Origin of the sequence: Citrobacter sp. RHBSTW-00859, from assembly GCF_013729795.1 — a bacterium.
Classification (GTDB): domain Bacteria; phylum Pseudomonadota; class Gammaproteobacteria; order Enterobacterales; family Enterobacteriaceae; genus Citrobacter; species Citrobacter braakii.
Map to the genome: position 1 here is coordinate 392,044 of NZ_CP056284.1, position 26,978 is coordinate 419,021.

General features: G+C 52.6%; 31 protein-coding genes. 17 read left to right on the top strand and 14 right to left on the bottom strand.

The window, feature by feature from the left end:
- Positions 1-98: 98 nt before the first annotated feature.
- Positions 99-2,000: an ABC transporter ATP-binding protein gene (locus tag HV302_RS01865; RefSeq protein ID WP_049283083.1), complete on the bottom strand. Its 1,902-nt coding sequence runs from the start codon at positions 1,998-2,000 to the stop codon at positions 99-101.
- A gap of 132 nt (positions 2,001-2,132) precedes the next feature.
- On the opposite strand from HV302_RS01865, the gene kefG reads away from it, so the two are divergent.
- The 4 genes from kefG to slyD all read left to right on the top strand — a co-directional run bounded on the left by kefG (position 2,133) and on the right by slyD (position 5,398).
- The gene (gene kefG / locus HV302_RS01870) at positions 2,133-2,684 is read left to right on the top strand and encodes a glutathione-regulated potassium-efflux system ancillary protein KefG (protein WP_181627430.1); all 552 of its coding nucleotides are present in this window, start codon (positions 2,133-2,135) and stop codon (positions 2,682-2,684) included.
- Positions 2,684-4,489, top strand: coding sequence for a glutathione-regulated potassium-efflux system protein KefB (gene kefB, locus HV302_RS01875; RefSeq protein WP_043018546.1), 1,806 nt, complete (start codon positions 2,684-2,686; stop codon positions 4,487-4,489). The genes kefG and kefB overlap by 1 nt, the downstream gene beginning before the upstream one ends.
- 8 nt (positions 4,490-4,497) lie before the next feature.
- On the top strand, positions 4,498-4,698 hold the full coding sequence (locus tag HV302_RS01880) for a YheV family putative zinc ribbon protein (RefSeq protein ID WP_016154768.1): 201 nt from the start codon (positions 4,498-4,500) through the stop codon (positions 4,696-4,698).
- Between the two features lie 94 nt (positions 4,699-4,792).
- Entirely contained in the window at positions 4,793-5,398 is a 606-nt protein-coding gene (gene slyD / locus HV302_RS01885) for a peptidylprolyl isomerase (protein WP_003023634.1), read from the top strand.
- Positions 5,399-5,447: 49 nt separating this feature from the next.
- On the opposite strand, the gene HV302_RS01890 is transcribed toward slyD, so the two are convergent.
- The gene (locus HV302_RS01890; RefSeq protein WP_003023639.1) at positions 5,448-5,666 is read right to left on the bottom strand and encodes a protein SlyX; all 219 of its coding nucleotides are present in this window, start codon (positions 5,664-5,666) and stop codon (positions 5,448-5,450) included.
- 232 nt (positions 5,667-5,898) lie between these two features.
- On the opposite strand from HV302_RS01890, the gene fkpA reads away from it, so the two are divergent.
- The 11 genes from fkpA to bfr all read left to right on the top strand — a co-directional run bounded on the left by fkpA (position 5,899) and on the right by bfr (position 14,103).
- Positions 5,899-6,717 carry an FKBP-type peptidyl-prolyl cis-trans isomerase gene (fkpA, locus tag HV302_RS01895; protein WP_181626849.1) on the top strand — a complete coding sequence of 273 codons (819 nt, stop codon included), beginning with the start codon at positions 5,899-5,901 and terminating at the stop codon, positions 6,715-6,717.
- 167 nt (positions 6,718-6,884) lie between these two features.
- A complete protein-coding gene (locus HV302_RS01900; RefSeq protein WP_003023643.1) occupies positions 6,885-7,607 on the top strand; it encodes a helix-turn-helix transcriptional regulator in 723 nt (240 codons plus the stop codon).
- Positions 7,607-7,993 carry a sulfurtransferase complex subunit TusD gene (tusD, locus tag HV302_RS01905; protein WP_016154766.1) on the top strand — a complete coding sequence of 129 codons (387 nt, stop codon included), beginning with the start codon at positions 7,607-7,609 and terminating at the stop codon, positions 7,991-7,993. Before HV302_RS01900 ends, tusD begins: the two co-directional genes overlap by 1 nt.
- Positions 7,993-8,352 (top strand): sulfurtransferase complex subunit TusC, encoded by a 360-nt coding sequence (gene tusC / locus HV302_RS01910; protein WP_153689958.1) that lies wholly within the window; start codon positions 7,993-7,995, stop codon positions 8,350-8,352. Before tusD ends, tusC begins: the two co-directional genes overlap by 1 nt.
- Positions 8,353-8,359: 7 nt before the next feature.
- Positions 8,360-8,647, top strand: coding sequence for a sulfurtransferase complex subunit TusB (tusB, locus tag HV302_RS01915; protein ID WP_137352407.1), 288 nt, complete (start codon positions 8,360-8,362; stop codon positions 8,645-8,647).
- Between the two features lie 125 nt (positions 8,648-8,772).
- Positions 8,773-9,147: a 30S ribosomal protein S12 gene (gene rpsL / locus HV302_RS01920; protein WP_003023654.1), complete on the top strand. Its 375-nt coding sequence runs from the start codon at positions 8,773-8,775 to the stop codon at positions 9,145-9,147.
- A 95-nt stretch (positions 9,148-9,242) separates the two neighbouring features.
- Positions 9,243-9,713 (top strand): 30S ribosomal protein S7, encoded by a 471-nt coding sequence (gene rpsG, locus HV302_RS01925; RefSeq protein ID WP_016154763.1) that lies wholly within the window; start codon positions 9,243-9,245, stop codon positions 9,711-9,713.
- A 96-nt stretch (positions 9,714-9,809) separates the two neighbouring features.
- Complete coding sequence (gene fusA, locus HV302_RS01930) at positions 9,810-11,924, top strand: elongation factor G (protein ID WP_016154762.1); 2,115 nt, start codon at positions 9,810-9,812, stop codon at positions 11,922-11,924.
- A gap of 69 nt (positions 11,925-11,993) precedes the next feature.
- Entirely contained in the window at positions 11,994-13,178 is a 1,185-nt protein-coding gene (gene tuf, locus HV302_RS01935) for an elongation factor Tu (protein WP_003031109.1), read from the top strand.
- A 185-nt stretch (positions 13,179-13,363) separates the two neighbouring features.
- Positions 13,364-13,558: a bacterioferritin-associated ferredoxin gene (bfd, locus tag HV302_RS01940; protein WP_181626850.1), complete on the top strand. Its 195-nt coding sequence runs from the start codon at positions 13,364-13,366 to the stop codon at positions 13,556-13,558.
- Positions 13,559-13,629: 71 nt separating this feature from the next.
- Positions 13,630-14,103: a bacterioferritin gene (gene bfr, locus HV302_RS01945; protein WP_016154761.1), complete on the top strand. Its 474-nt coding sequence runs from the start codon at positions 13,630-13,632 to the stop codon at positions 14,101-14,103.
- Between the two features lie 37 nt (positions 14,104-14,140).
- Here bfr and HV302_RS01950 read toward each other — a convergent pair whose 3' ends face one another.
- The 12 genes from HV302_RS01950 to gspC are packed head-to-tail and all read right to left on the bottom strand — an operon-like array spanning position 14,141 to position 24,908.
- Complete coding sequence (locus HV302_RS01950) at positions 14,141-14,920, bottom strand: prepilin peptidase (RefSeq protein ID WP_181626851.1); 780 nt, start codon at positions 14,918-14,920, stop codon at positions 14,141-14,143.
- Positions 14,917-15,384, bottom strand: coding sequence for a type II secretion system protein GspM (gene gspM, locus HV302_RS01955; protein ID WP_181626852.1), 468 nt, complete (start codon positions 15,382-15,384; stop codon positions 14,917-14,919). The genes HV302_RS01950 and gspM overlap by 4 nt, the downstream gene beginning before the upstream one ends.
- On the bottom strand, positions 15,381-16,526 hold the full coding sequence (gene gspL / locus HV302_RS01960) for a type II secretion system protein GspL (protein ID WP_049270606.1): 1,146 nt from the start codon (positions 16,524-16,526) through the stop codon (positions 15,381-15,383). Before gspL ends, gspM begins: the two co-directional genes overlap by 4 nt.
- Positions 16,527-16,536: 10 nt before the next feature.
- Positions 16,537-17,523 carry a type II secretion system minor pseudopilin GspK gene (gene gspK, locus HV302_RS01965; RefSeq protein WP_181626853.1) on the bottom strand — a complete coding sequence of 329 codons (987 nt, stop codon included), beginning with the start codon at positions 17,521-17,523 and terminating at the stop codon, positions 16,537-16,539.
- Positions 17,520-18,092 (bottom strand): type II secretion system minor pseudopilin GspJ, encoded by a 573-nt coding sequence (gspJ, locus tag HV302_RS01970; RefSeq protein WP_181626854.1) that lies wholly within the window; start codon positions 18,090-18,092, stop codon positions 17,520-17,522. Before gspJ ends, gspK begins: the two co-directional genes overlap by 4 nt.
- Complete coding sequence (gspI, locus tag HV302_RS01975; RefSeq protein ID WP_181626855.1) at positions 18,076-18,462, bottom strand: type II secretion system minor pseudopilin GspI; 387 nt, start codon at positions 18,460-18,462, stop codon at positions 18,076-18,078. The genes gspJ and gspI overlap by 17 nt, the downstream gene beginning before the upstream one ends.
- Positions 18,459-18,950 carry a type II secretion system minor pseudopilin GspH gene (gene gspH, locus HV302_RS01980; RefSeq protein ID WP_181626856.1) on the bottom strand — a complete coding sequence of 164 codons (492 nt, stop codon included), beginning with the start codon at positions 18,948-18,950 and terminating at the stop codon, positions 18,459-18,461. Before gspH ends, gspI begins: the two co-directional genes overlap by 4 nt.
- A gap of 5 nt (positions 18,951-18,955) precedes the next feature.
- Complete coding sequence (gene gspG / locus HV302_RS01985; RefSeq protein WP_249419339.1) at positions 18,956-19,348, bottom strand: type II secretion system major pseudopilin GspG; 393 nt, start codon at positions 19,346-19,348, stop codon at positions 18,956-18,958.
- A gap of 54 nt (positions 19,349-19,402) precedes the next feature.
- The gene (gene gspF / locus HV302_RS01990; protein WP_181626858.1) at positions 19,403-20,614 is read right to left on the bottom strand and encodes a type II secretion system inner membrane protein GspF; all 1,212 of its coding nucleotides are present in this window, start codon (positions 20,612-20,614) and stop codon (positions 19,403-19,405) included.
- Complete coding sequence (gene gspE / locus HV302_RS01995; RefSeq protein WP_181626859.1) at positions 20,611-22,101, bottom strand: type II secretion system ATPase GspE; 1,491 nt, start codon at positions 22,099-22,101, stop codon at positions 20,611-20,613. The genes gspF and gspE overlap by 4 nt, the downstream gene beginning before the upstream one ends.
- 6 nt (positions 22,102-22,107) lie before the next feature.
- Positions 22,108-24,093 (bottom strand): type II secretion system secretin GspD, encoded by a 1,986-nt coding sequence (gene gspD, locus HV302_RS02000; RefSeq protein ID WP_016157610.1) that lies wholly within the window; start codon positions 24,091-24,093, stop codon positions 22,108-22,110.
- 17 nt (positions 24,094-24,110) lie between these two features.
- The gene (gspC, locus tag HV302_RS02005; RefSeq protein WP_181627431.1) at positions 24,111-24,908 is read right to left on the bottom strand and encodes a type II secretion system protein GspC; all 798 of its coding nucleotides are present in this window, start codon (positions 24,906-24,908) and stop codon (positions 24,111-24,113) included.
- 166 nt (positions 24,909-25,074) lie between these two features.
- Here gspC and HV302_RS02010 point away from each other — a divergent pair, with 166 nt between their 5' ends.
- Positions 25,075-26,589: a peptidoglycan-binding protein gene (locus tag HV302_RS02010; protein ID WP_181626860.1), complete on the top strand. Its 1,515-nt coding sequence runs from the start codon at positions 25,075-25,077 to the stop codon at positions 26,587-26,589.
- Positions 26,589-26,972: a hypothetical protein gene (locus tag HV302_RS02015; protein ID WP_181626861.1), complete on the top strand. Its 384-nt coding sequence runs from the start codon at positions 26,589-26,591 to the stop codon at positions 26,970-26,972. Before HV302_RS02010 ends, HV302_RS02015 begins: the two co-directional genes overlap by 1 nt.
- Positions 26,973-26,978: the final 6 nt, after the last annotated feature.

Sequence of the window (26,978 nt, forward strand, 5' to 3'; positions counted from 1 at the left end):
TGCGGGTTAGCCAATATGTGATTTTGTCGCGAGTCAGTCAGTAGGCAATCATCGGCTATAGTGCCGGATGGCGGCTTCGCCTTATCCGGCACTCATGATTACTCGGCCAGCATCTGCTCAAGCTGTTCCTGAGCCTCCAGCCAGGCCATCTCGCACTCTTCCAGTCCGGATTTCGCACTGGCCTGCTGCTGCAAGCATGCCGTGAGTTCGGCTTTGCGGCTTTGGTCGTACAGTTCGCTATCGCCGAGTTTTTCTTCCGCCTGTGCCAGCTGTGCGTGCAGTTTCTCCATCTCTTTTTCCAGACGGGTAATCTCTTTACGTAGCGGTTGCGTCAGGGTGCGCAGTTCAGCTTCGCGACGCTTCTGGTCTTTACGTGCCTGGGCGCTGTTAACGCTCTCTTTTGCCGGTTCGTCGTTCTGGTTTTCCTGTTTTTGCACATCGCTCAGCCACTGCTGATAATCCTCAAGATCGCCATCAAACGGCTCGACTTTCTTGTCGTGCACCAGATAGAGGTCATCGGTAGTGGAGCGAATCAGGTGACGGTCGTGCGAGACCACAACCAGTGCGCCTTCGAAATCGATCAGCGCTTCGGTCAGCGCCTGACGCATATCCAAATCCAGGTGGTTGGTCGGTTCATCAAGCAGCAGCAGGTTCGGGCGCTGCCAGACGATCAATGCCAGCACCAGACGCGCTTTTTCACCACCGGAGAAGCGGCGAGTCTCTTCGCTGACTTTATCGCCCTGGAAGCCGAATCCGCCGAGGTAGTCTCGCAGTTTCTGCTCCAGCTCCTGCGGCGCCATGCGCGCCAGGTGCTGTATAGGTGATTCATCGGCGCGTAAAAACTCCAGCTGGTGCTGTGCGAAGTAACCCAGCTTGATGCCTTTTGCCAGGCCAATCTCGCCGCTGATGGGGGCCAGTTCGCCGGCCAGCAGCTTAATCAGCGTAGATTTACCCGCGCCGTTGCGTCCGAGCAGGCCGATGCGAGACCCCGGCACCAGATTCAGTTTGATCGAATCGAGAATGACGCGGTCGCCGTAGCCGGCGCTGACCTTTTCCATCTTTAACAGCGGGTTCGGCAGGCTTTCCGGCTCGCGGAAGCTGAAGTGGAACGGGTTGTCCACGTGCGCAGGGGCAATCAGCTCCATGCGTTCCAGCATTTTGATACGGCTCTGCGCCTGCTTTGCTTTGGTGGCTTTAGCGCGGAAACGATCGATATAGCTTTGCAGATGCGCCACGCGCTCCTGCTGGCTTTCGTACATTGCCTGTTGCTGTGCGAGGCGGGTCGCACGCTGGATTTCAAACGCGCTGTAGTTGCCGGTGTACTCGAACATCGTTTGCTGTTCGATATGAATAATTTTATCCACCACCGGGTCGAGGAAGTCGCGGTCGTGGGAGATCAAAATCAGCGTGCCCTGATAGCTTTTCAGCCATCTTTCCAGCCAGATCACCGCGTCGAGATCGAGGTGGTTGGTCGGTTCATCGAGCAGCAGCAGGTCTGAACGGCAAATCAGCGCCTGAGCCAGGTTGAGACGCATACGCCAGCCACCGGAGAAATCGCTGACGGGACGTTCAAGCTGTTCGTTGGAGAAGCCGAGGCCATGCAGCAGGCTGGCGGCGCGTGAGCGCACGGTCCAGGCGTCGATGGCATCCAGCTTGCCATGGACGGTGGCAATGGCATGTCCATCGTTACGTTCGTTGGCATCGTTCAACTGTGCTTCCAGTTGACGATACTCGCGGTCGCCGTCAATCACATACTCCAACGCCGGCTGTGGCAACGCAGGCGTTTCCTGATTAACCCACGCGAGCTGCCAGTTTCCCGGATAGGTAAATCCTCCGGCGTCGGCGCTAAGTTCATTTTTCAGCAATGCCAGCAGGGTAGATTTACCGCAGCCATTTTTACCTACCAGGCCAACTTTCTGCCCTGGATTAATGGTGGCCGTGGCATTTTCCAGCAGGACGCGCACGCCGCGACGAATTTGTAACGATGAGAAAACAATCATAAGGCGCCGTATGTTCAGACTATGTTAATTTATCATTATGATAATGTAATGTGTGGGCCATTTGCCGCACCGAGGCGCAATGGTAGCCCAAAACGTCGAAAATAGACAAAAGACAAAACCGGGAGGGGGATGATGTTCCAGCCAGCGAAAGTCTTGCTGCTGTATGCCCATCCGGAATCTCAGGACTCGGTCGCGAACCGGGTACTGCTTAAACCGGCCATGCAGCTCAGCAATGTTACCGTGCACGACCTGTACGCGCACTATCCTGACTTTTTTATCGACATTCCGCATGAGCAGGCGCTGCTGCGCGAGCATGATGTGATTGTTTTTCAGCATCCGCTCTACACCTATAGCTGCCCGGCTTTGTTAAAGGAGTGGCTTGACCGCGTACTGAGCCGAGGATTTGCCAGCGGCCCCGGGGGGAATCAACTGGCGGGAAAGTACTGGCGGAGCGTTATCACTACCGGCGAGCCGGAAAGCGCCTACCGCTATGACGCGCTAAACCGTTATCCAATGAGCGATGTACTGCGCCCTTTTGAGCTAACGGCCGGTATGTGCCGCATGCACTGGATGAGCCCTATCATTGTCTACTGGGCCAGACGGCAAACGAAGCAGGAGCTGGGCAGCCATGCGAAAGCGTATGGTGACTGGCTGGCGAATCCGATCCCTGTGGGAGGCCGCTGATGGAAGGTTCTGATTTATTGACAGCCGGCGTGTTGTTCCTCTTCGCGGCGGTGGCTGCAGTTCCTCTGGCCTCAAAACTGGGTATCGGTCCGGTGCTGGGTTACTTGCTGGCGGGGATTGCTATTGGCCCATGGGGATTAGGGTTCATCAGCGATGTGGATGAAATCTTACACTTTTCCGAACTGGGCGTAGTTTTTCTGATGTTCATCATTGGGCTGGAACTTAATCCAGCCAAACTGTGGCAACTGCGGCGTTCAATTTTTGGCGTCGGTGCCGCGCAGGTGATGCTAAGCGCGGTCGTGCTGGCAGGGCTACTGATGCTTACAGCGTTCTCCTGGCAGGCGGCAGTGGTTGGCGGCATTGGTCTGGCGATGTCATCCACCGCTATGGCGCTACAGTTGATGCGCGAAAAAGGCATGAATCGCAGTGAATCCGGACAACTGGGCTTTTCGGTGCTGCTGTTTCAGGATCTGGCGGTGATCCCCGCGTTGGCGCTGGTTCCGCTGCTGGCGGGGTCTGCTGACGAACATTTTGACTGGATCAAAGTAGGGATGAAGGTGCTGGCCTTTGCCGGCATGCTGATTGGCGGGCGCTATTTGCTGCGTCCGGTTTTCCGCTTTATTGCGGATTCTGGCGTGCGGGAAGTGTTCACCGCCGCCACGCTGCTGTTAGTGCTGGGTTCTGCTTTATTTATGGATGCGCTGGGTCTGTCGATGGCGCTGGGGACCTTTATAGCGGGCGTTCTGCTGGCGGAAAGCGAATACCGACATGAGCTGGAAACGGCAATCGATCCGTTTAAAGGCCTGTTGCTTGGCCTGTTTTTTATCTCCGTAGGTATGTCGCTTAACCTTGGCGTGCTCTATACCCATATTTTGTGGGTGGCGGCGAGCGTGATAGTGCTGGTGGTAGTAAAAATGCTGGTGCTGTATGTACTGGCGCGTCTTAACGGCATGAGAAGCTCAGAACGGATGCAGTTTGCCGGGGTTTTAAGCCAGGGCGGTGAATTCGCTTTCGTGCTGTTTTCAACGGCCTCTTCCCAACGGCTGTTTCAGGGTGACCAAATGGCGCTGTTGTTGGTGACCGTCACGCTGTCGATGATGACCACACCGCTGGTGATGAAGTTGATTGATAAATGGCTCTCCCGCCAGTTTAACGGCACGGATGAAGAAGATGAAAAACCATGGGTGGAAGATGATAAACCGCAGGTGATTGTGGTGGGTTTTGGGCGCTTTGGTCAGGTTATTGGTCGTCTGTTGATGGCCAATAAAATGCGTATTACCGTCCTGGAAAGAGATATCAGCGCAGTGAATTTAATGCGCAAATATGGCTATAAGGTCTATTACGGTGATGCCACGCAGGTGGATCTGTTGCGTTCCGCGGGTGCAGAAGCCGCACAGTCTATTGTTATTACCTGTAATGAACCTGAAGACACTATGAAGCTGGTGGAGCTATGCCAACAGTATTTTCCGCATTTGCATATTCTTGCGCGTGCGCGCGGACGTGTAGAGGCGCATGAGTTATTACAGGCTGGTGTGACGCAGTTTTCCCGCGAAACATTTTCCAGTGCGCTGGAGTTAGGGCGAAAAACGCTGGTTACGCTAGGGATGCATCCGCACCAGGCTCAGCGCGCTCAGCTGCATTTTCGGCGGCTGGATATGCGCATGTTGCGGGAACTGATCCCCATGCACACGGATACGGTACAAATCTCCCGAGCCAGGGAAGCCCGGCGCGAGCTTGAGGAGATTTTCCAACGAGAGATGCAGCAAGAGCGACGTCAGCTGGATGGCTGGGATGAATTTGAGTAGAGGTAACCATGGCAATTCGTAAACGTTTTATCGCAGGCGCAAAATGTCCGTCCTGCCAGGCGCAGGATACGCTGGCGATGTGGCGCGAAAATAATATCGATATTGTTGAGTGTGTTAAGTGCGGTCATCAGATGCGAGAAGCGGATAAAGAGGCGCGCGAGCACGTTCGCAAAGAAGAGCAAGTGATCGGGATTTTTCATCCGGACTAGCGATATGGCGCAGCTTTTTTTAAGCTAGAGGGTACACGGGTGCAGAATTCCGCTACAATCTGCGCCACTATTCTTTCCATGCTCAGGAGATATCATGAAAGTAGCAAAGGACCTGGTGGTCAGCCTGGCCTATCAGGTACGTACAGAAGACGGTGTGTTGGTTGATGAGTCTCCGGTGAGTGCACCGCTGGACTACCTGCATGGTCACGGTTCCCTGATTTCTGGCCTGGAAACAGCGCTGGACGGTCATGAAGTTGGCGACAAATTCGATGTTGCTGTTGGCGCAAACGACGCATACGGTCAGTACGACGAAAACCTGGTGCAGCGCGTTCCTAAAGACGTCTTCATGGGCGTTGACGAACTGCAGGTTGGCATGCGTTTCCTGGCTGAAACTGACCAGGGTCCAGTACCGGTAGAAATTACCGAAGTGGAAGACGACCATGTTGTGGTTGACGGTAACCACATGCTGGCTGGCCAGAATCTGAAATTCAACGTAGAAGTTGTCGCTATCCGCGAAGCGACCGAAGAAGAGCTGGCTCACGGCCACGTTCACGGTGCGCACGGTCACGACCACGATCATGACCACGGTCATGACGGTTGCTGCGGTGGTCACGGTCACGACCATGGTCACGAGCACGGTGGCGAAGGCTGCTGCGGCGGTGGCGGTAAAGGTAACGGCGGCGGTTGCGGTTGCCACTAATCGTTATACGGCATAAAAAAAAGCGGGAATATCCCGCTTTTTTTATGTCTCAATAATGTGGCGGCGGGGTCTCTTCAGACTGCGACGCGATGTGGGACGGCTGCGTGGCCTTGAGCTTCTCCGTCAATAAACGCAGATGGTCGCGGAGTTTTGCCATTTCCAGTTCATGCGCGGTCACCGTCACGTTGAGCTCTTCAATGGTTATCTCCTGAAATGCCAGGCGACTTTCCAGTTCAGCCAGGCGAGTTTCCATTGTTGTATCCTGCATGATTCACCTCTTTCTTTTTTCTCCGGCAGATCGCGGACTGCGGCGAATTCTACTTAACTTTGCCTGTTTGCACAGCACTCAATCTTCGGTCACGAAACTAATTTAAACAAAAAGAGTCTGAAAAGTGGTGATAATAGGGCGTGCCCGTATGTTGATTTGTTCTGCAACGCTTTATAGTACATTTTTATGTTAGCTAACCTTGGGGTGAGATGCCCCGGCCCTGGAGATATGGATGAAATCACTGTTTAAAGTAACGCTGCTGGCGACCACAATGGCTGTTGCTCTGCATGCCCCGATCACCTTCGCTGCTGACGCTGCGAAACCAGCCGCTACTGCTGACAGCAAAGCAGCATTCAAGAATGACGACCAAAAAGCCGCTTACGCGCTGGGCGCGTCCCTGGGTCGTTATATGGAAAACTCTCTGAAAGAGCAGGAAAAACTGGGCATCAAACTGGATAAAGATCAGCTGATCGCTGGCGTTCAGGATGCGTTTGCAGACAAGAGCAAACTGTCTGACCAGGAAATCGAACAAACTCTGCAGGCGTTTGAAGCACGCGTGAAGAGCTCCGCTCAGGCGAAAATGGAAAAAGACGCGGCTGACAATGAAGCCAAAGGTAAAGTTTACCGCGAGAAATTTGCTAAAGAGAAGGGCGTTAAAACCTCTTCTACTGGCCTGGTCTATAAAGTAGAGAAAGAAGGTACCGGCGCTGTACCGAAAGATAGCGATACCGTGGTAGTCAACTACAAAGGTACGCTGATTGATGGTAAAGAGTTTGATAACTCTTATACCCGCGGTGAGCCGCTCTCTTTCCGTCTTGACGGTGTTATCCCAGGCTGGACCGAAGGCCTGAAAAACATCAAGAAAGGCGGCAAAATCCAGCTGGTTATCCCGCCGGATCTGGCTTACGGCAAAACCGGCGTACCGGGCATTCCGGCTAACTCTACGCTGGTCTTTGATGTTGAACTGTTAGACATCAAACCGGCACCGAAAGCCGATGCGCAGCCAGATGCTGCACCGGCTGCTAAAGCTGCGGACAGCAGCAAAAAGTAAGTAACCAGACACCGCCGCCCACAGGGCGGCGGTTTTTTATTATCGACAGGATATAATTAATACTGGAAAGCGCCTTGTGCGCTGTATTACTTTAGATGCCCCTATAATAGTGATGAGCCTGCCCTGACAACATAACGACAGGCTCCTGAAAAGGAGTGCTTTTTTTCATGTCCAGGTCGCTTTTAACCAACGAAACCAGTGAGCTAGATTTACTGGATCAACGTCCTTTCGATCAAACCGATTTCGATATCCTCAAATCCTACGAAGCGGTTGTGGACGGGTTGGCGATGCTCATTGGTTCCCATTGTGAAATCGTATTGCACTCTTTGCAGGATTTGAAATGCTCGGCCATCCGCATTGCTAACGGTGAACACACGGGCCGCAAAATTGGCTCGCCGATTACTGACCTTGCGTTGCGTATGCTGCATGATATGACGGGTGCGGATAGCAGCGTGTCGAAGTGTTACTTCACACGTGCGAAAAGCGGTGTCTTGATGAAGTCGGTGACGATTGCCATTCGCAACCGTGAGCATCGCGTGATTGGTCTGCTGTGCATCAACATGAACCTTGATGTTCCATTCTCGCAGATAATGAATACCTTTATTCCTCCGGAAACCCCGGAAGTGGGTTCTGCCGTTAACTTCGCTTCTTCGGTGGAAGACCTGGTTACCCAAACGTTGGAATTCACGATTGAAGAAGTGAATGCCGATCGTAATGTTTCCAACAATGCCAAGAATCGCCAGATTGTCCTGAATCTGTATGAGAAAGGTATCTTCGATATTAAAGATGCCATTAACCAGGTCGCCGATCGGCTGAACATCTCCAAGCACACGGTTTACCTCTATATTCGTCAGTTCAAAAGCGGCGATTTCCAGGGGCAAGACAAGTAATGCGTTTTGCCATTATGGTGACGGGGCCAGCTTATGGCACGCAGCAGGCGAGCAGCGCGTTGCAATTTGCTCACGCGTTACTCAAAGAAGGGCATGAGCTATGCAGCGTCTTTTTCTATCGTGAAGGTGTGTATAACGCCAACTTCCTGACTTCACCTGCCAGTGATGAATATGATCTGGTGCGGGCCTGGCAACAGCTGAACCAGCAGCATGGCGTGACGCTGAATATCTGCGTAGCTGCGGCGCTGCGTCGTGGCGTCGTTGATGAAACAGAAGCGAAGCGACTGGGACTGGCAGGGGCTAATTTACAATCAGGTTTTAACCTCAGCGGGCTGGGTTCGCTGGCTGAGGCATCCCTGACCTGCGATCGCGTGGTGCAGTTTTAATGAAACGTGTTGCTTTTGTCTTTTCTACCGTGCCGCATGGCAGTTCGTCTGGCCGCGAAGGGTTAGATGCCTTACTGGCGACATCGGCGTTAACGGAAGACCTCGGCGTATTTTTTATCGGCGATGGCGTTTTTCAAATCCTCCAGGGACAACAGCCGGATGTCGTGCTGGCTCGCGACTATATCGCAACCTTCAAGCTGTTAGGGTTGTACGATATCGATCAATGTTGGCTTTGTGCCGCCTCGTTACGCGAGCGGGGCCTCCAGCAGGGGGGGGATTTTGTGGTCGATGCGACAGCGTTAGAACCGGAAGATTTACGCCGTGAGCTAGGCAACTATGACGTCATTTTAAGGTTTTGAGATACTCATGCTGCACACATTACATCGTTCCGCGTGGCTTACCGATTTCTCCTCTCTTCTTCGCCTGATTGATAAAGACGATGAACTTTTATTGCTTCAGGATGGCGTGACCGCGGCAATAGAAGGAAGCCGTTTCCTTGAAAGTCTGCAAAATGCCTCCATTAAGGTCTATGTACTGGAAGAAGACATTAAAGCTCGCGGCTTGGGTGGTCAAATTTCAGACAGTGTCGTCAGGGTTAGCTATACTGACTTCGTCAGACTTACGGTGAAGCATCCCAACCAGATGTCCTGGTAATTGTGGGATCGTTGTATATTTCTTGACACCTTTTCGACACCGACCTAAAATTCTGCGTCCTCATATTGTATGAGGTCGTTTTATTACGTGTTTACGAAGCGAAAGCTACAACCAGGAGCTATTTAATGGCAACAGTTAACCAGCTGGTACGCAAACCACGCGCACGCAAAGTTGCAAAGAGCAACGTGCCTGCACTGGAAGCATGCCCGCAGAAACGTGGCGTATGTACTCGTGTATATACTACCACTCCTAAAAAACCAAACTCCGCACTGCGTAAAGTATGCCGTGTGCGTTTGACTAACGGTTTTGAAGTGACTTCCTACATCGGTGGTGAAGGTCACAACCTGCAGGAGCACTCCGTGATCCTGATCCGTGGCGGTCGTGTAAAAGACCTCCCGGGTGTTCGTTACCACACCGTTCGCGGTGCGCTTGACTGCTCCGGCGTTAAAGACCGTAAGCAATCACGCTCCAAGTATGGCGTGAAACGTCCTAAGGCTTAATGGTTCTCCGTTAAGTAAGGCCAAACGTTTTATATTAATGTCAAACTAAACTCGTAGAGTTTTGGACAATCCTGAATTAACAACGGAGTATTCCCATGCCACGTCGTCGCGTCATTGGTCAGCGTAAAATTCTGCCGGATCCTAAGTTCGGATCAGAGCTGCTGGCTAAATTTGTAAATATCCTGATGGTAGATGGTAAAAAATCTACTGCAGAAACCATCGTATACAGCGCGCTGGAGACCCTGGCTCAGCGTTCTGGTAAAGATGGCCTGGAAGCTTTTGAAGTAGCCCTTGAAAACGTGCGTCCGACTGTCGAAGTTAAGTCTCGCCGCGTTGGTGGTTCTACTTATCAGGTTCCAGTTGAAGTCCGTCCGGTTCGCCGTAATGCCCTAGCAATGCGTTGGATCGTTGAAGCTGCTCGTAAACGCGGTGATAAATCCATGGCTCTGCGCCTGGCGAACGAACTTTCTGATGCTGCAGAAAACAAAGGTACTGCAGTTAAGAAACGTGAAGACGTTCACCGTATGGCAGAAGCCAACAAGGCGTTCGCACACTACCGTTGGTAATCCCTTCGGAGTTTTAGTCACCAGGCGGGCGCTTCTAGTAAGCAGCCCGCTTTGGGCTACTTAAATTGAACGCCTAAAAGATAAACGAGGAATCAAATGGCTCGTACAACACCCATCGCGCGCTACCGTAACATCGGTATCAGTGCGCACATCGACGCCGGTAAAACCACTACTACCGAACGTATTCTGTTCTACACCGGTGTAAACCATAAAATCGGTGAAGTTCATGACGGCGCAGCCACCATGGACTGGATGGAACAGGAGCAGGAGCGTGGTATTACTATCACCTCCGCAGCGACTACTGCATTCTGGTCTGGTATGGCTAAGCAGTATGAACCGCATCGCGTAAACATCATCGACACCCCGGGGCACGTTGACTTCACTATCGAAGTAGAACGTTCCATGCGTGTGCTTGATGGTGCAGTAATGGTTTACTGCGCAGTTGGTGGTGTTCAGCCTCAGTCTGAAACCGTATGGCGTCAGGCAAACAAATATAAAGTTCCACGCATTGCGTTCGTTAACAAAATGGACCGTATGGGTGCGAACTTCCTGAAAGTTGTTGGTCAGATCAAAACCCGTCTGGGCGCGAACCCTGTTCCGCTGCAGTTGGCGATTGGCGCTGAAGAAGCGTTCACCGGTGTTGTTGACCTGGTGAAAATGAAAGCCATCAACTGGAACGAAGAAGATGCAGGCGTAACCTTCACTTATGAAGATATCCCGGCTGACATGCAGGAACTGGCTGAAGAATGGCACCAGAACCTGATCGAGTCCGCTGCGGAAGCTTCAGAAGAGCTGATGGAGAAATACCTGGGTGGTGAAGAACTGACTGAAGAAGAGATCAAAAAAGCTCTGCGTCAGCGCGTTCTGAACAACGAAATCATCCTGGTAACCTGTGGTTCTGCGTTCAAGAACAAAGGTGTTCAGGCGATGCTGGATGCGGTAATTGATTACCTGCCATCCCCAGTCGACGTACCTGCGATCAACGGTATTCTGGACGACGGTAAAGATACTCCGGCTGAGCGTCATGCTAGCGATGAAGAGCCGTTTGCTGCTCTGGCATTCAAAATCGCTACCGACCCGTTCGTGGGTAACCTGACCTTCTTCCGCGTGTACTCTGGTGTGGTTAACTCCGGTGACACCATCCTGAACTCAGTGAAAACTGCACGCGAGCGTTTTGGCCGTATCGTACAGATGCACGCTAACAAACGTGAAGAGATCAAAGAAGTTCGCGCGGGCGATATCGCTGCTGCTATCGGTCTGAAAGACGTGACCACTGGTGACACTCTGTGTGACCCGGATCACCCGATCATTCTGGAGCGTATGGAATTCCCTGAGCCGGTAATCTCCATCGCGGTAGAACCGAAAACCAAAGCTGACCAGGAAAAAATGGGTCTGGCTCTGGGCCGTCTGGCTAAAGAAGACCCGTCATTCCGCGTTTGGACTGACGAAGAATCTAACCAGACCATTATCGCCGGTATGGGTGAGCTGCACCTCGACATCATCGTTGACCGTATGAAGCGTGAATTCAACGTTGAAGCGAACGTCGGTAAACCTCAGGTTGCTTACCGTGAAGCGATTCGCGCGAAAGTTACCGATATCGAAGGTAAACACGCTAAGCAGTCTGGTGGTCGCGGTCAGTACGGTCATGTTGTTATCGACATGTACCCGCTGGAGCCGGGTTCAAACCCGAAAGGCTACGAGTTCATCAACGACATCAAAGGTGGTGTAATTCCTGGCGAATACATCCCGGCCGTTGATAAAGGCATCCAGGAACAGCTGAAATCTGGCCCGCTGGCTGGTTACCCGGTTGTTGATCTGGGCGTGCGTCTGCACTTCGGTTCTTACCATGACGTTGACTCCTCTGAGCTGGCGTTTAAACTGGCCGCTTCTATCGCCTTCAAAGATGGCTTTAAGAAAGCGAAACCAGTTCTGCTTGAGCCTATCATGAAGGTTGAAGTAGAGACTCCGGAAGAGAACACCGGTGACGTAATCGGTGACTTGAGCCGTCGTCGTGGTATGCTTCGTGGTCAGGAATCCAACGTCACTGGCGTTGTTATCCATGCTGAAGTTCCGCTGTCTGAAATGTTCGGATATGCAACCCAGCTGCGTTCTCTGACCAAAGGCCGTGCTTCTTACTCCATGGAGTTCCTGAAGTACGACGATGCGCCGAACAACGTTGCTCAGGCCGTTATTGAAGCCCGTGGTAAATAAGCCACAGGATTAAAACCTAAGTCCCGTGCTCTCTCCCCAGGGGAGAGCACTATAGTAAGGAATATAGCCGTGTCTAAAGAAAAATTTGAACGTACAAAACCGCACGTTAACGTCGGCACCATCGGCCACGTTGACCACGGTAAAACTACCCTGACCGCTGCAATCACCACCGTACTGGCTAAAACCTACGGCGGTGCTGCTCGTGCATTCGACCAGATCGATAACGCGCCGGAAGAAAAAGCTCGTGGTATCACCATCAACACTTCTCACGTTGAATATGACACCCCGACTCGCCACTACGCACACGTAGACTGCCCGGGCCACGCCGACTATGTTAAAAACATGATCACCGGTGCTGCGCAGATGGACGGCGCAATCCTGGTTGTTGCTGCGACTGACGGCCCGATGCCGCAGACTCGTGAGCACATCCTGCTGGGTCGTCAGGTAGGCGTTCCGTACATCATCGTGTTCCTGAACAAATGCGACATGGTTGATGACGAAGAGCTGCTGGAACTGGTAGAAATGGAAGTTCGTGAACTTCTGTCTCAGTACGATTTCCCGGGCGACGACACTCCGATCGTTCGTGGTTCTGCTCTGAAAGCGCTGGAAGGCGAAGCAGAGTGGGAAGCGAAAATCATCGAACTGGCTGGCTTCCTGGATTCTTACATCCCGGAACCAGAGCGTGCGATTGACAAGCCGTTCCTGCTGCCTATCGAAGACGTATTCTCCATCTCCGGTCGTGGTACCGTTGTTACCGGTCGTGTAGAGCGCGGTATCATCAAAGTTGGTGAAGAAGTTGAAATCGTTGGTATCAAAGAGACTGCTAAGTCTACCTGTACTGGCGTTGAAATGTTCCGCAAACTGCTGGACGAAGGCCGTGCTGGTGAGAACGTTGGTGTTCTGCTGCGTGGTATCAAACGTGAAGAAATCGAACGTGGTCAGGTACTGGCTAAGCCGGGCTCTATCAAACCGCACACCAAGTTCGAATCTGAAGTGTACATTCTGTCCAAAGACGAAGGCGGCCGTCATACTCCGTTCTTCAAAGGCTACCGTCCGCAGTTCTACTTCCGTACTACTGACGTGACTGGTACCATCGAACTGCCGGAAGGCGTTGAGATGGTAATGCCGGGCGACAACATCAAAATGGTTGTTACTCTGATCCACCCAATCGCGATGGACGACGGTCTGCGTTTCGCAATCCGTGAAGGCGGCCGTACTGTTGGTGCGGGCGTTGTTGCTAAAGTAATGAGCTAATTATTGATTAATTAGCTTTGAGCTTAAAAAGGGCGCTTCGGCGCCCTTTTTGCTGTCCGCGATTTAGCAGTTGTCATATTTATTCGCATTTTTCATTCATTCTCCCGCTGCGTAAATAGCGTTGTGCTATTGTAATCATAACTATTCTCATTTACACTTTGCGCAGAAATTGAACGGGAGCGATCATGTACGTTTGTTTGTGTAATGCGATAAGTGATAAAAAAATACGTCAGGCTGTTCGCCAGTGTCATCCTCAGTCCTTTCAGCAATTGCGTAAATTTATTCCTGTTGGAAATCAATGCGGTAAGTGCATTCGTGCTGCCCGCGAAGTCATGCAGGATGAATTAACGCAAATGCCAGAATTTAAAGAGATCGCCTAAGTCACACTCTTTTTTTTGACATCCCTGTAGCCCCATCTACGCTCTAAGAGTGGAAGCGGAGGGACTATAAAATGAAAGGTGATGTTAAAATCATAAATTATCTCAATAAACTATTGGGAAATGAGCTTGTCGCAATCAACCAGTATTTTCTCCATGCTCGTATGTTCAAAAACTGGGGACTGACTCGCCTCAATGATGTTGAGTACCATGAATCTATCGATGAGATGAAACACGCTGATAAATATATCGAGCGTATTTTATTCTTAGAAGGGCTCCCAAACTTACAGGATCTTGGTAAGTTGGGTATAGGCGAAGATGTTGAAGAGATGCTGCAATCCGATCTTCGACTCGAACTCGATGGGGCTAAAGATTTACGTGAAGCCATTGCCTATGCCGACAGCGTCCATGACTACGTTAGCCGGGATATGATGATCGAAATCCTTGCTGATGAAGAAGGTCACATTGACTGGCTGGAAACGGAACTGGATCTGCTCCAGAAGATGGGACTCCAGAACTATCTTCAGGCACAGATTCGCGAAGCGTAGACGCAAACTTTGCAGAGCGGCAGGCCTGCCGCTCCTTTCAGTACCCGATAACACCTGAACTTTGCGCGCTGAAAATCAACCAACCTGCCAGTCCAAGCCACGGACCGAACGCAATAAGCGGTATCGACGTCCTTCGGGTAAGGCGTAGGATCAGCCACCAGGCAATGCCCAGCAATGATGCAGCGAGTAAAATGGGCGGTAGCGCTGGCCATCCACACCAGGCACCCATCGCCGCCAGTAGCTTAGCGTCACCCAGGCCGATGCCCTCTTTGCCCGCAAGTATTTTGCATCCCCACCAGACCAGCCAGAGCGTCAGATAGCCAGCGACAGCGCCGTACAGCGCGTCGGGTAACATCTCTCTGTCGTAAACGCTGTGATACATCAGACCGAGCCAGAGCAGCGGCTGCGTCAGCACATCCGGCAGCAGGTACGTCCGGAGATCAATTTGCGCCAGTGCGAAAATAAACCAGAACAGCGTCATGATGGCAATCGCATCAGACATTGAAGGGACAAACGCGGCGATAAGCGCAAAAACACAAGAACACGCCAGTTCAGTCAGTGGGTAACGCCATGAAATTGGCTTAGCGCAGGCCTGGCAACGCCCCCGCTGCCACAGCCAACTGAATAGTGGAATAGTGTTACGCACCGATAGCCTGTGCTGGCAGTGCGGACAGTGCGACGGAGGCCAGGCGATATTCCATGTTTCGCTGTGCCGATGCTCAATCATGATCGGCAGTCGATAAACCACTACATTCATAAAGCTACCGACTATCAGCCCGACAAGCGCCATTGCTGCAATGTTAATGAGTTCCGTCATTTCCCCACCGGATAGAGTTCAAGGGCTTCCACCGCAATCTCCCCGGCGACCGGGTGGGCGCTAAACGTGAGTTGCGAAACCTGTATTCCCTCATTTTGTAGGGTATTAAGCCACGCAAATAATGGTTCGGTTTTAACAACGGGAAGCGAGATCGCAAAATGATCGGGAGTGGATGTCACAACGCTGATATTCAGACCTGCCTGCTGCGCGCTATGTTGTATCAGTGCCGGATCGGTCTTTGTGCCCGGTCTACTGGCAACTAATCCGCGACGCTGAATCGCCTCATTTACCCACAGGATCTCACTCCTGAGACGATCATTTTCCTGCCTCTGCTGTGAAATAGCGTTATCCAGGGGCTGAACCACGCCGTACCAGAATCCCGCCAGCAGACAGAAAACGGCGAGGAATATCAGACTGCGTTGCTCTCTGCCGTTTTTTTCGCTCCACCAGCTATTCATATTCATTTGCGCTCCTTCAGGGTCAGCCGGACGCTACCTGTCGTCCCTTCTGGCGGTTGAGTCAGGATAAATTCGTCGTTTGTCTGCACCATAAAGCGGCGAAGATGTTCCGGATCGCGAACGTTGAGCGTCAGGGTAAAAAGGCGTTGTTCGAGCCGGTAGTTGACCTCGCGGATGGTAAGCCCCGGCAATGTGCTTAATCGGGTCTGAAGCTGAGTCAGTAACGTCAGCACATCCGGATAGCGATCCCTCGCGGACGATTCGAAGAAATATTTAAAATTGCTGTTGCGGTTATCACCTGGGAAATAGCGGTTCCACAGGGTGGCACCTTCAGCTGAGAGCGCCTGTTTCTGTTGATGAAGCTGCCAGAGCATCACCCCTTTCAGCCCTGAGAAGAGCGCTATCGCCAGGGCAAATGTTGCTATGGCGGCATATTTCAGCAGACGCGGGGTCGGTTGTGTCGGGGGCAAAGGGCGGAAGCTGCCGTGTAATACGTTAATGTCCTGAATATTATCACCATTGCAGGCGCACGCCAGCGGCGGCTGCCAGTCAAGGTATTCGACATGAGCGTGAGGCACAGGAAGCGGGCTGGCGCTGATGATTTTTTGCTCTGTATGGCTGGCGAGTAAATGCGTGAGCAGTGCTTCACTCAGCACGCCTGTTTTCCACGCGTCGTAACGGATTAACCATCGCTCATCTTGTTTTAGCAGACTCCAGCTATCCGTGACATACGGCAGCCAGAAACCATCCGGAACGATATACGTCAACGTCACGCCAGCTGTGCGGAAAGTCGTCAATAGATCGTTCAGCGTAGTCCTGGCGATCCCGGCCAGATGGAGCGTGTTTTCTTCTCTGGCGAGAACCGTCCAGTGCAGGCTATCTGTATCACCGACAACGGCGTCCTCCACCAGCCAGCCCAGCGTTTGTTCACTGATTTTGTAGTTTTCCGTCGGTAATTCGACGCGACGAAAACAGAAATAATCAGGTGACAGGAACAGGCAGGCGTTACCGGCATCCGGCAGGTCGGCCAGCGCGTTCGGCTGGAGGTAAGCCGCCTGTTCAACAATAACCGGAGGCTGTGCCTCGTTGGGGCAGCACCATTCCAGTTTTCCCGGCAGCGGACGTAGCAGTAATGTGTCTGGCGTCATTTAGTTCCCTTTAATGGTCGCGCGCCACGCTTTTGCGGGCTGTAATAAACAGAGCCTTTCTTTTGGGATCGTATTCCAACTGGCTGATGGTGCTCCCGGCGCTATCGCCCTGTTCGATAGTCGTTTCAAGGCGGAAGTAACGACTGGTCGCCACCGCAATGCTTTTGAATGTGGACTGCGACAGCTTATGAGCTGGATTATCCTTATCGAATGTCTTTAACAGCGTCTCAATGCTGATTTTTCGTCCTTTGCGCGGGGTATCAAAAAGGCGCTCAATCTCGCGTGGCGGGACAGCATTATTGAGCATCGCCGCAAGCAACGGTGCATCCCGGCGCGTCAGGGTGTTGATGTTGATTTTTAGCTCATCATCAGGCAGCGCGCAGAGTAGCGGGGAGATTTGCTGGTAAAGAGAAAGCGTCATCCCTTTGATTTGTTTGAGCTCACTGATTGACCAGATGCGTCGTCCGCCAATGGTGTGGGGGTCGTTACTTGTTTGGTAATACTCATTTTCGGCACCGGAGGCGCGTGGAATATCGTCGTTATCGATGTAGTCGGCGATAGCATCAACCAGCGCCTCTGCCTGGGCATTGGTGACGCCAATGTTTTCCAGCAGTGCCAGAAAGACGCTCACGCTGGCGGGCGGCTCTTTCATTCGATCGGTCGGGGCGTTAATCAGCGCATTAATGTTGTAACAGGCCTGCTCGTCAGATAGCTGCCAGCTAATAGCGTCGCCGCTGGCGAGCTGAATACGCTGCGGCTGCGCCCAGAGCTGCTCGTGAGTGAGGTATTTCTCATTATCCCGCAGGTCCTGTTCAAGAATACGCATGGCCTGGCTTTCAGCCAGCTCTGCCAGCCAGTTTTGCTGTAGCCGCATCCGGGTGTAGCTGGTACGTTTGAGGTTGATCTGGTAGCGCACGGTCATTTCGCTGGCCAGCGCCGCCATAATTGCCAGGATCATCAGCACTACCAGCAGCGCCACGCCCTTTTGCCGGGTCATTGCTGTTCTCCTGGCTGGCGGTTCTCTGGTAACAGCGTCAGACGAGTTATCGTGCCGGAATCAGCAAGTTTGAGAGTGACTTCCATCGCGCCAGGAGATGGAATTTTCGCCGTGTCCGTCCACGCTTTCTCTTTACCGTTGTAATAACGCAACGTGAAGGTGTTCACACCATTGAGCATCGGCTGAGTGATGGCCGCGGTTGCATCTTCCGGGTAGCGCCAGAGCGTGCGGTATAAAGTATGATCCTGCAGATACCACTGAACTCGCTGGATATCGGGCGCGCAGCAGGCGCCAGGATAACTGTTACTGCTGGCTGTCGTCAGCATCAGCGTCTCTTTTTCGCCCTGCAATTGGGTTACCGGCACCCGCTGTCGGATATCTTTATCCAGCAAATTGACGGTACGCACGATAGCGGAAAAACGCTGCTGATGCTTTTTGGTCTGTTCGTTACTGTCAATTGTCGTCGTCAGCATCTGCGCCGTCAGCAGGCTGAGCATGGCGAACAGAGCAATAGCCAGTAAAACTTCCAGCAGGGTAAAGCCGTGCTGTTTCTCAGGGCCGAGAGACATTTTGCGGTCCTCCTTGCGGCGAGGGAATAAAGCGCTGCAGGCGGATCTTCTGCTTGTCCTCAAGGGCGACGTCAGCTGTCCAGGTGCTGAGGCCGGATGCATCGGCGGGTGAGACTGTCAACGACCAGTCCCAGCGGCGTTTACCCATAATGCTGCTGCCTGTCGCTGTTTTAGCGGGGCTCTGCCCGGCCAGTTGATAGGTTTTGAGCACATTATCCGCTATCCAACCGGCAAGCACATGTTCTTCCATTTTTGCGGTGGCGCTAACCTGACCGTGCAGGCTGTTGAGTAGCGCGAGGGAGCAGGTGGCGAAAATGAATATCGCCAGCAGCACTTCCAGAAGCGTCATTCCTGATTGCCTTTGGCTCATCGGCTTTCGCCTAGGGTGAGCACCAGCGGCAGCCCGCCGGTGCTGGCGAGCGTGAACAGCAGCCTATTATTTTTACGGCTGCGGATGTGTAGCGTAAACGGCGTAATTTCACCGTCCGGGTGAATCAGAATTTGCGGCGTACCGACGGATTGCCTGGCAAGCGACGCCGGGAACAGAGCCACCTGCCAGTCATTTTCCCACTTCCCATCGGTCGCCAGGCGATAGAACTGGGTTGGCGTCTGCCAGCGATTGCCAATCGGTGTGACGATGCGCCAGCCTTGTTCGCGGATCTCAATACCGGTACTGCGGTCCTCCATGGTTGACCAGTCAGCGGCATATTCAGTCAGTGCCGCCAGCTGTTCGGCTGCAGTAATAGCTTTCGCGGTATCATTTTGTCGCCCGTAGGTCATCATCACCAGCGAGGCGCCAAGCGCGATAATCGTCAGCACCAGAATGACTTCCAGTAGCGTGAATCCCTTCTGCCTCATTCCGATTATTTCGCTTTACCCAGTTCCCAGTTAGTAATGTCGTCAGCGGTGCCGGGTTCACCGTCCTGACCTGCGGAGAGAATATCGTAATCGCCGTGTTCACCAGGGCTTACCAGCAGATACTCATTACCCCAGGGATCCTGTGGCAGACGCTTGATATATCCCTTCGCGTTGTAATTTTCCGGGATTGGGCTGGCGGTCGGTTTTTCGACCAGCGCCTTTAGCCCCTGCGCCGTCAGCGGATAGCGATAGTTATCCAGTTTGTACATATCCAGCGCATTCTCCAGCGCCACGATGTCGCTGATGGCTTTCTGGTGATCGGCTTTGTCTTTATTGCCCATTAAACTGGGGACGACCAGGCTTGCGAGGATGCCCAAAATAACCAGCACCACCATCATCTCCAGCAGCGTAAATCCTCGCTGCTTATGTGCATTACTATTCACGTTTTGTCCTTAACTTACCAATGAGTTGAGTTGCAAAATGGGTTGCAGAACCGAGACGATGATGAACAGCACAATCATCGCCATCGTAATAATTAGCGCGGGTTCAAACAGCGCCAGCGTCAGCGCAATGCGGTTTTGTAGCAGTGTTTCCTGCTGGTCGGCGGCGCGCGCCATCAGCTCGCTGAGCTGGCCGCTTTTTTCCCCGGAGGCAATCATGTAGAGCATCATCGGCGGGAAGAGATCGCATTTTTCCAGGGCGAGATGAAAGCCTGAACCCTGGCGCACGCGCTCCGCAGCCTGACCCAGCCGCTGACTAATTTCTCGGTTACCGATGCCTTCGGTTGCCAGCGTCATCCCTTCCAGCAGCGGAACGCCGCTGATATTAAGAATGCTCAGGGTGCGCAAATAACGGGCGCAGTGGATAGCGCGCAGCAGGGCGCGACTGAGTTTGAAATCAAGAAGCCAGCGGTCAAGCAGATGCCGTTTGCCGGGACGGGTGAGCCAGTGGCGAAACAGGAAAAAGGCAATCAGCAGCAATGCGATTACCCACAATCCGTAGTCGCGCATGGCACCACTGATTGCCAGCAACACGCGCGTGGACATCGGCAGCGCTTCTTTCATATGCAGAAACTGCTCCACGATTTTGGGCACTACTGTGGTGAGCAGGATAGCGACGACGGCGATCGCCACGCTGGTCAGCAGGGAAGGATAAATCAGTGACTGGATGAGTTTACTGCGTGTTGCCTGGCGTAACTCATTGTAGTCAGCCAGCTTTTCCAGCACACAGCCGAGCTGTCCGCTTTTTTCACCGGCTTTCACCAGCGTGCGGTAAACGGAATCGAAGATCCGCGGCCAGGCGGCCAGCGATTCGGAAAGCGTATGTCCGGCGAGGATCCGTTCGCGCAGGTCGTGTAGCACCAGCCCCAGTTTATTATTTTTGTTCTGCCGGCCAATAACGAACAGCGCCTCTTCAAGCGGTAGCGAAGCGTTGGCCAGCGTGGCGAGCTGGCGGGTGAACAGCGCCAGTTCACTCCCGCTAAGCCGTAAACGAGGCGTTTTTATTACCGTCCGAAACAGCGAAATGACCTTTTTCTCATTTAACACCAGCGGGTGCAGACCCTGGGTGCGTAGCGCCTCGCGCGCCTCTTTGCTGCTGGCGGCATCCAGCGTTCCACGGCGGGTTGCGCCGCGGTCATCCATTGCTTGCCACTGATATTTCATTGCGTATCCTCTTGCGCAGAGGTGACCCGCATGACTTCCTCAAGCGTGGTCTCGCCCGCCAGCACGCGCAGCAGGCCGTTCTCCCGCAGGCTCCGGCTTTGCTGGCGCAGGCACTGTTCCAGGGCGTGTTCATCGGCGTCGCGATGGATGATGCTGCGCATAGTTTTATCCACCAGCATAATTTCATGAATCGCCAGTCGCCCCTGATAGCCTGTTCCCCGACATTCGCCGCATCCGCAAGCCTGCCAGATTGTCTGAGCGGTGGGATCGAGCGCGCGCAGGAGGGATTTCTGAGAGTCAGGAATGGGAGCATGAACGCGGCAGGCAGGACAGAGGCGACGCACCAGACGTTGGGCGATAACGCCGCTTAGCGATGACGAGAGCAGGAAAGGTTCAACGCCCATATCCCGTAATCGGGTAATCGCACCGCAGGCACTGTTAGTGTGCAGAGTGGAAAGCACCAGATGTCCGGTGAGCGATGCCTGAACCGCTATCTGCGCTGTTTCGGCGTCACGAATTTCGCCGACCATGACGATGTCCGGATCCTGGCGCAGGATGGCACGCAGTCCCCTGGCGAAAGACATATCCACCCGGCTGTTTACCTGGGTTTGTCCGACGCCTTCCAGCTCGTACTCGATGGGATCTTCGACGGTCAGGATATTACGCTGGGGGGAATTCAGCTCGGCGAGAATTGCATACAGCGTGGTGCTTTTTCCCGAACCTGTCGGGCCGGTGACGAGAATGATGCCGTGTGGCTGCTGTACTAAACCCTTCAGCCGCAGACTATCCACCGGCGACATCCCCATATTCTCCAGCGTCAGGCGCAGACTGTTTTTATCCAGCAGGCGCAATACAGCTCTTTCGCCGTACTGCGAGGGCAACGTCGAAACGCGGACATCAATATTTTTGCGTCCGAGGCGCAGGGAAATACGCCCATCCTGCGGCAGTCGTTTTTCGGCAATATCCAGTCGCGCCATGACTTTGATACGTGAAATCAGCAGCGGCGCCAGTTTTTTAGCGGGCTGAAGGACTGGCTTGAGGACACCATCGATACGAAAACGCACCACCAGCGATTTTTCGAAGGTTTCGATATGCACATCCGACGCGCCTTCCCTCACGGCTTCATGAAGAACCGCGTTGATCAGGCGGATAACCGGTGCGTCGTTTTCATCACTGAGCAGATCGGCGTTGTCGGGTAACTCCTCGCTCAGCGCCGTCAGGTCGATCTCCTGATCGATATCCTGGGCAATCTGCCGGGACTCTCCGGCGCCGTGCTGGAAAAGTTGCTCCAGGTGGTCGTCAAATTGCGCTGGCGTCAGGCGGCTGAAGCGCTGACAGGCAACGCTGGCCTCGAGCACGTTTTCCAGCGGCGTGTCGGTGCGGTAGAACAATTCATCCACCGCGACCGCGATACCAAATTTTTGCCCCTGTGCGTAATTAAGCGGCAGAGGATGCTGGGGAGGAATGCGCGTCCATAAGTCAGTCATGTTGGATCATTCCCGGAAGGGATTGCGCGATGGCTGGTCGTTGGGCGCGTCGGTCGGCACATCGAAATTCAGCTCTTTAAGCATCGGGCGTTCTTCGTCCTTCACGCCGACCAATCCACTGGATTGCTTATCAATACGCTGCTGCTGTAAATCACGAAATCGGGTGTACTTATCCTTTGAGAGCGAACGATAAACCTCGTCGTCGCGAATAATGGTCGGCCTGATAAAGACCATTAAATTACGCTTCGCATTTTCCGTTGAGGTGTAGCGGAATAGCTGTCCGAGAACAGGGATATCGCCCAGCAGCGGTACTTTGGAAACCTGCTCTTTGCTTGAATCATCCAGCAGGCCACCCAGCACCACGGTTTCGCCACTTTTGACCAGCACGGCATTCTGGATAGTACGGGTGTTGAACGTCGGACCGAGATCGCTGGCGTTACCGGAGGCGGTATCGACGCTCGACACCTCCTGCTCGATCTCCATCAGCACCGCGTCGCCTTCGTTGATTTGCGGTGTGACCTTCAGTTTGGTGCCGACGGTTTTACGTTCGACCGTATTAAAGACGTTGTCGCCGGAGGTCGTTTGCGAGCCGGAAAGCACCGGCACATCCTGGCCGACATTAAACGATGCTTCTTTGTTATCCAGCGTCACAATGCTGGGGGTGGCGAGGATATCGTTTTTGTTGTCGGAGGAGATCGCGGTGAGCAGGACGCTCCAGTCCCCCTCAAAGAAGCCCGTCGCCAGGCCGTTAAAACTGCTTAACGCGCTGGCAATAGGGTTGTCACTGGTCATCGAACCGTTTTTATCAAACTGGCGCGCGCCTCTTGAGGCGTCGAAAATCGGCAGCCCCGTTTTAGTAAACTGCTGACCGCCGACGTTGCTGTTGGCCCATTGCACGCCAAGATTCAGGCCGTTGCCATCCTGGACTTCCACAATGATGGCTTCAACCAGTACCTGTGCGCGGCGAATATCCAGACGAGCGATGACTTTTTCCAGCTCCTGCATGGTGCTCTGGTCTGCGGTAATGACCACCGAGTTGGTTTGTTCATCGGCGTTAATCGAGACATCCCGGGAAGGGGTAGCCACGCTCTGCGAAGACGACTGCTTGTCTTCCGTCAGTTTGGTTGACACGCCGGTCAGCACTTCAACGATTTTAGTGGCTTTGGCGTATTTCAAATAGAACACGCGAGTATTGCCCTGCGTGGTCTGTTCGATATCCAGTTTAGCGATTAAAGATTTCATCCGCTGGCGCACATTGTCCGGCCCGCTGATAAGAAGGGCGTTGGTGCGCTTGTCGGCGACAATTTTAGGCAGCAGGATCTGCGTTGGGTTTTCCTTTGACTCTTCGCGAATCAGGCTGTTAATTACGTCAGATAAATCAACTGCCGAGGCGTAGCGCAGTTTGATAAGCTCACGTTCCTGAGTACCGATAACATCGACCCGCTTCACAACCTCAAGGATGCGATTGACTATATTGGCTTTACCGGTGATCAACAGCGCATTAGAAGGATCATAGTGTACGACGTTGCCGATGCCGCCGCTGTCCATCATCTGGCGTAATAGCGGAGCCAGATCGCGTACCGGGACATTTTTCAGCGCCACGACGCGGGTGATAAATTCATCGCCGACCGCCGGTTGCGACTGTGCCAATACTTTTCCCGGCGCGGTCTTAAGCGTTGCGGAGCGAACAACCTTCAGCAGGCCGTTATCCAGGGTGATAACCGAGTAGCCGTAGATATCGAGAACGCTGAGAAAAAACTGGTAGTATTCCTCCTCGTTGAAACTGTCAAAGCTGCGAACGGAGATTTTTCCCTGGACGGACGGATCGATCAGAATGGTTTTGCCCATTTGCTTACTGACCGAGGTAATAAACTCCCGGAGATCCGCATCCTGGAAGTTTGCCGAATATTGCGCTGACATGGTTTGAAATGGAAAGGAGCAAAACTGTAGCGCCAGTATCCATGCAGCCGTTTTTTTAATTCCTTTGCGCAATTTTGTCGTCCTTAAGGTTAATCATTCTCAGTAACGGATACATTCACCAGCGCTTCCTGACCGTTTCGTATTACGGTGAACTGGGCAGAGTTTAAGGTTACAAATTCCTGTAGTGCCGCTTTTGCTGACGCTTCCTGAGTTAGCGGATGGTTGTTCATTTTGATCGCAATATCGCCAGGCCTGAGTCCGGTTGCTATAAAACGTTCAACCGGACCACGGGCGTTTAATCTGACGCCCTGTAGCGCTTCCTGCTGATAGATAAAGTTAGTAATAATGATGTCGCTGAGGGAATGTGGCGCGCTGTCATGTGGCAGCGATGGTGCCGGTGCCCTGGAGAATATATCAGGCTCATCAATAAAAGCGATGCGTTGCCGGGAGCCATTGTTATCAATCGTCACGCTATTATTATCAATGTCCGTAATTTTTACGTCAGGGAGATCGTCAAGTTTATCTCCGGTACTGTAAAATTTTGCTTTCTCATTAATGGTGATAATAGCCTGTGAACGTGTTTTTAGCGTGCTCGCAATAATGCCATTTAGCTGGAGATCGAGCATCGAATTTTTAATTGAGACATCTTCTTTATTATCAGTCGCGTTTTCCCTACTGTTTTTCGGTAAATTCATTGGCAGCCTGAGGACAACGGACGTTATTGATTGACTGGTTTTGTTTTTCGTATTGATAGAATCAATAAATAATCTATAGGCATATAACGAATGAATAATAACAATGACACCGACAAAAAACATAACGCAGTACAGCACATCGTTACGCTTTCTCTTAAATATAAAGGTAAATTGCTTCGCGATAACATCCATTGTTAATAGCACGCCTGTTCTTTTCGGGAGAAGCATGATATAGGCTTACTTTCAGGTTTTCAATTTAATCGTCGGAACATGTCGTTTAATTCAAATATAAAAAATTGATAATATTTACCTGGCATATAATAAGTTAAATACCCGCATCAATTACTGGAACTTATCGATGACTGAACGCGAATTACCGTATGCAATTTACTCTTTTTCGCAACATACCCTTATCAAGAATATCTTTATTCATGAGCTGGGCGCTGGCGATGTGGGCGTATTATGCGGCAAACCGGGGTGTGGTAAATCGACGCTTATTTATCAGTTAGGTAAGGATTTTCCCGGCAGGGTAGTGGTGTTTACCGCCACCGGTTTATCTGGTTTCTGTCAATTGACACACACGGCTTGTACGCAGGGAAAACTCCAGCCAGACTGGCGAGATGTGAGAATTAGCCGTTTCTGGTCAACGCTGATGCCTGCCCTTAGTCCGGCAGCGCAACCAATAATAATTGTCATTGATAATGCTGACGCACTCGCCAGACATCTTCCGGCATTTGTCGATAATTTCCGTCATCTGGCGGCTTCATTTGCCGCTGGCGCCAGCTTGCTACTGGTGGGGGGCGAAGCGCTCAGGCGTAACCGACGACTTAAACGGCGTGTTACGTTATCGGCGATCATCGCTGCGCCGACGGACGATGAATATCTTGATTTTATGCATCAACAGCAACTGTGTGAGGCGGATGGCGAGCCTGTGCGGATGCGTCATGAATTTGTGCGCAAAGCGGTTCGGGCAGTGCAGGGAAACCTGGCGTTGCTGAGGCGCATCGCCCGGGCGGCGAGAAAAATGGCAACGGACAGGCAAGCGGATGTGTTAACCGCTCAACAGGAAAAATTGTTGCTGGAAACATTTACTCTACGCTCTTGCGTATTGCGCAAGGGAATATTGCCCGGACTTTACGCTGCGCTGGCTTTGACGTTCGGCTGGCTGGCGGTCGATGTTTTTCCCCTTCAACTTCCTGTGCCCGCCGGGTTAACGGTGGCGATGACGCAAAAAAAGGAAAACCTGCCGGATATTAGCGATGCACGGGGAGGATTACGCGACGCCATGCAGCAATTATTCAGCGTCTGGGGATTCGACACAGCGTATGACGAGGCATGGTGTGACCAGGCTGATCGCGCTGAGTTGGTGTGCGAAAGCGGCAAGGAACGTTTAGATAACCTCATCAGGCGCGGGTTGCCGTGGATCGCGCATTTGAATATCGATAAACAACCGGTCTACGGTGTTGTGATGCGTGTATCAGGAAACGAGCTGGATCTTATCATTGATAATAAAACCTGGATCGTCAGTCAGGAGTGGCTGGCGAAGCACTGGCAGGGAAATTATACCCTGATGCTCAATTTAACGCCTGACAGGAAAATGCAGATCGGTGAAAAGAGTCCGGCGGAAACCATCATCTGGTTTGATACGATGCTGAGCCGCGCGCTGGGCGTTCCCGGCGATAAATCAGGCTCATGGACGCCATGGTTAATCGAAAAGGTCAAAGCATTCCAGCAGCGGGAGAATTTGCCTGTGGATGGTAAGCCGGGAAAAGAGACGCTGATAAGGCTACGTCAGAGTCTTGGAGACGCGCCGGTATTAATCAATGAGGCGGCACCTGTGCTCACACATGTGTCATCTAAGGAGCGTATGTGATGATGCACATCTATCAACCCATTGATGCGAAAACAGTGTTGAGTTGCCGCTGGCGGCAGGCGCTGCATTCCTGTTGCTGGCTGTTGTGGGTCAGCCTGATGCTAATGTGCGGCTACTACGGACATTATGTCTGGTTGGTGCGCCATCCGACAACCACCACGCAGGGAGTGCCCGATTCTCAGGCGTATCGACTCTCGGATGTGCATTACATTTTTAAGCGGAAACCTCTGCCGATACGCATCGATTTACCCACCCAGAACGAAGAGGGTGACAGTATGCTGGAAGAGATACCCTATGATGAAGCATCCGGGCAGGAAGCGCCGGATGGCGAAGTATTGCGCTCACGTGTGCAACAAGCGCTGAGAGAAATCGATGGCAAATAGCCATAA

Bases quoted from the DNA above. Each gene is read 5' to 3' on its own strand.
- slyD (WP_003023634.1), top strand. From the start codon at position 4,793: ATGAAAGTAGCAAAGGACCTGGTGGTCAGCCTGGCCTATCAGGTACGT.
- gspH (WP_181626856.1), bottom strand. From the start codon at position 18,950: ATGAGGCAGAAGGGATTCACGCTACTGGAAGTCATTCTGGTGCTGACG.
- kefB (WP_043018546.1), top strand. From the start codon at position 2,684: ATGGAAGGTTCTGATTTATTGACAGCCGGCGTGTTGTTCCTCTTCGCG.
- HV302_RS01865 (WP_049283083.1), bottom strand. From the start codon at position 2,000: ATGATTGTTTTCTCATCGTTACAAATTCGTCGCGGCGTGCGCGTCCTG.
- gspM (WP_181626852.1), bottom strand. From the start codon at position 15,384: ATGAATATGAATAGCTGGTGGAGCGAAAAAAACGGCAGAGAGCAACGC.
- gspK (WP_181626853.1), bottom strand. From the start codon at position 17,523: ATGACCCGGCAAAAGGGCGTGGCGCTGCTGGTAGTGCTGATGATCCTG.
- HV302_RS02015 (WP_181626861.1), top strand. From the start codon at position 26,589: ATGATGCACATCTATCAACCCATTGATGCGAAAACAGTGTTGAGTTGC.
- HV302_RS01890 (WP_003023639.1), bottom strand. From the start codon at position 5,666: ATGCAGGATACAACAATGGAAACTCGCCTGGCTGAACTGGAAAGTCGC.
- rpsG (WP_016154763.1), top strand. From the start codon at position 9,243: ATGCCACGTCGTCGCGTCATTGGTCAGCGTAAAATTCTGCCGGATCCT.
- bfr (WP_016154761.1), top strand. From the start codon at position 13,630: ATGAAAGGTGATGTTAAAATCATAAATTATCTCAATAAACTATTGGGA.
- gspC (WP_181627431.1), bottom strand. From the start codon at position 24,908: ATGGATGTTATCGCGAAGCAATTTACCTTTATATTTAAGAGAAAGCGT.
- HV302_RS01880 (WP_016154768.1), top strand. From the start codon at position 4,498: ATGGCAATTCGTAAACGTTTTATCGCAGGCGCAAAATGTCCGTCCTGC.
- gspE (WP_181626859.1), bottom strand. From the start codon at position 22,101: ATGACTGACTTATGGACGCGCATTCCTCCCCAGCATCCTCTGCCGCTT.
- HV302_RS01900 (WP_003023643.1), top strand. From the start codon at position 6,885: ATGTCCAGGTCGCTTTTAACCAACGAAACCAGTGAGCTAGATTTACTG.
- fusA (WP_016154762.1), top strand. From the start codon at position 9,810: ATGGCTCGTACAACACCCATCGCGCGCTACCGTAACATCGGTATCAGT.
- gspG (WP_249419339.1), bottom strand. From the start codon at position 19,348: ATGATGGTGGTGCTGGTTATTTTGGGCATCCTCGCAAGCCTGGTCGTC.
- gspJ (WP_181626854.1), bottom strand. From the start codon at position 18,092: ATGTCTCTCGGCCCTGAGAAACAGCACGGCTTTACCCTGCTGGAAGTT.
- tusC (WP_153689958.1), top strand. From the start codon at position 7,993: ATGAAACGTGTTGCTTTTGTCTTTTCTACCGTGCCGCATGGCAGTTCG.
- tusB (WP_137352407.1), top strand. From the start codon at position 8,360: ATGCTGCACACATTACATCGTTCCGCGTGGCTTACCGATTTCTCCTCT.
- gspI (WP_181626855.1), bottom strand. From the start codon at position 18,462: ATGAGCCAAAGGCAATCAGGAATGACGCTTCTGGAAGTGCTGCTGGCG.
- bfd (WP_181626850.1), top strand. From the start codon at position 13,364: ATGTACGTTTGTTTGTGTAATGCGATAAGTGATAAAAAAATACGTCAG.
- HV302_RS02010 (WP_181626860.1), top strand. From the start codon at position 25,075: ATGACTGAACGCGAATTACCGTATGCAATTTACTCTTTTTCGCAACAT.
- kefG (WP_181627430.1), top strand. From the start codon at position 2,133: ATGTTCCAGCCAGCGAAAGTCTTGCTGCTGTATGCCCATCCGGAATCT.
- HV302_RS01950 (WP_181626851.1), bottom strand. From the start codon at position 14,920: ATGACGGAACTCATTAACATTGCAGCAATGGCGCTTGTCGGGCTGATA.
- rpsL (WP_003023654.1), top strand. From the start codon at position 8,773: ATGGCAACAGTTAACCAGCTGGTACGCAAACCACGCGCACGCAAAGTT.
- tusD (WP_016154766.1), top strand. From the start codon at position 7,607: ATGCGTTTTGCCATTATGGTGACGGGGCCAGCTTATGGCACGCAGCAG.
- fkpA (WP_181626849.1), top strand. From the start codon at position 5,899: ATGAAATCACTGTTTAAAGTAACGCTGCTGGCGACCACAATGGCTGTT.
- gspF (WP_181626858.1), bottom strand. From the start codon at position 20,614: ATGAAATATCAGTGGCAAGCAATGGATGACCGCGGCGCAACCCGCCGT.
- gspL (WP_049270606.1), bottom strand. From the start codon at position 16,526: ATGACGCCAGACACATTACTGCTACGTCCGCTGCCGGGAAAACTGGAA.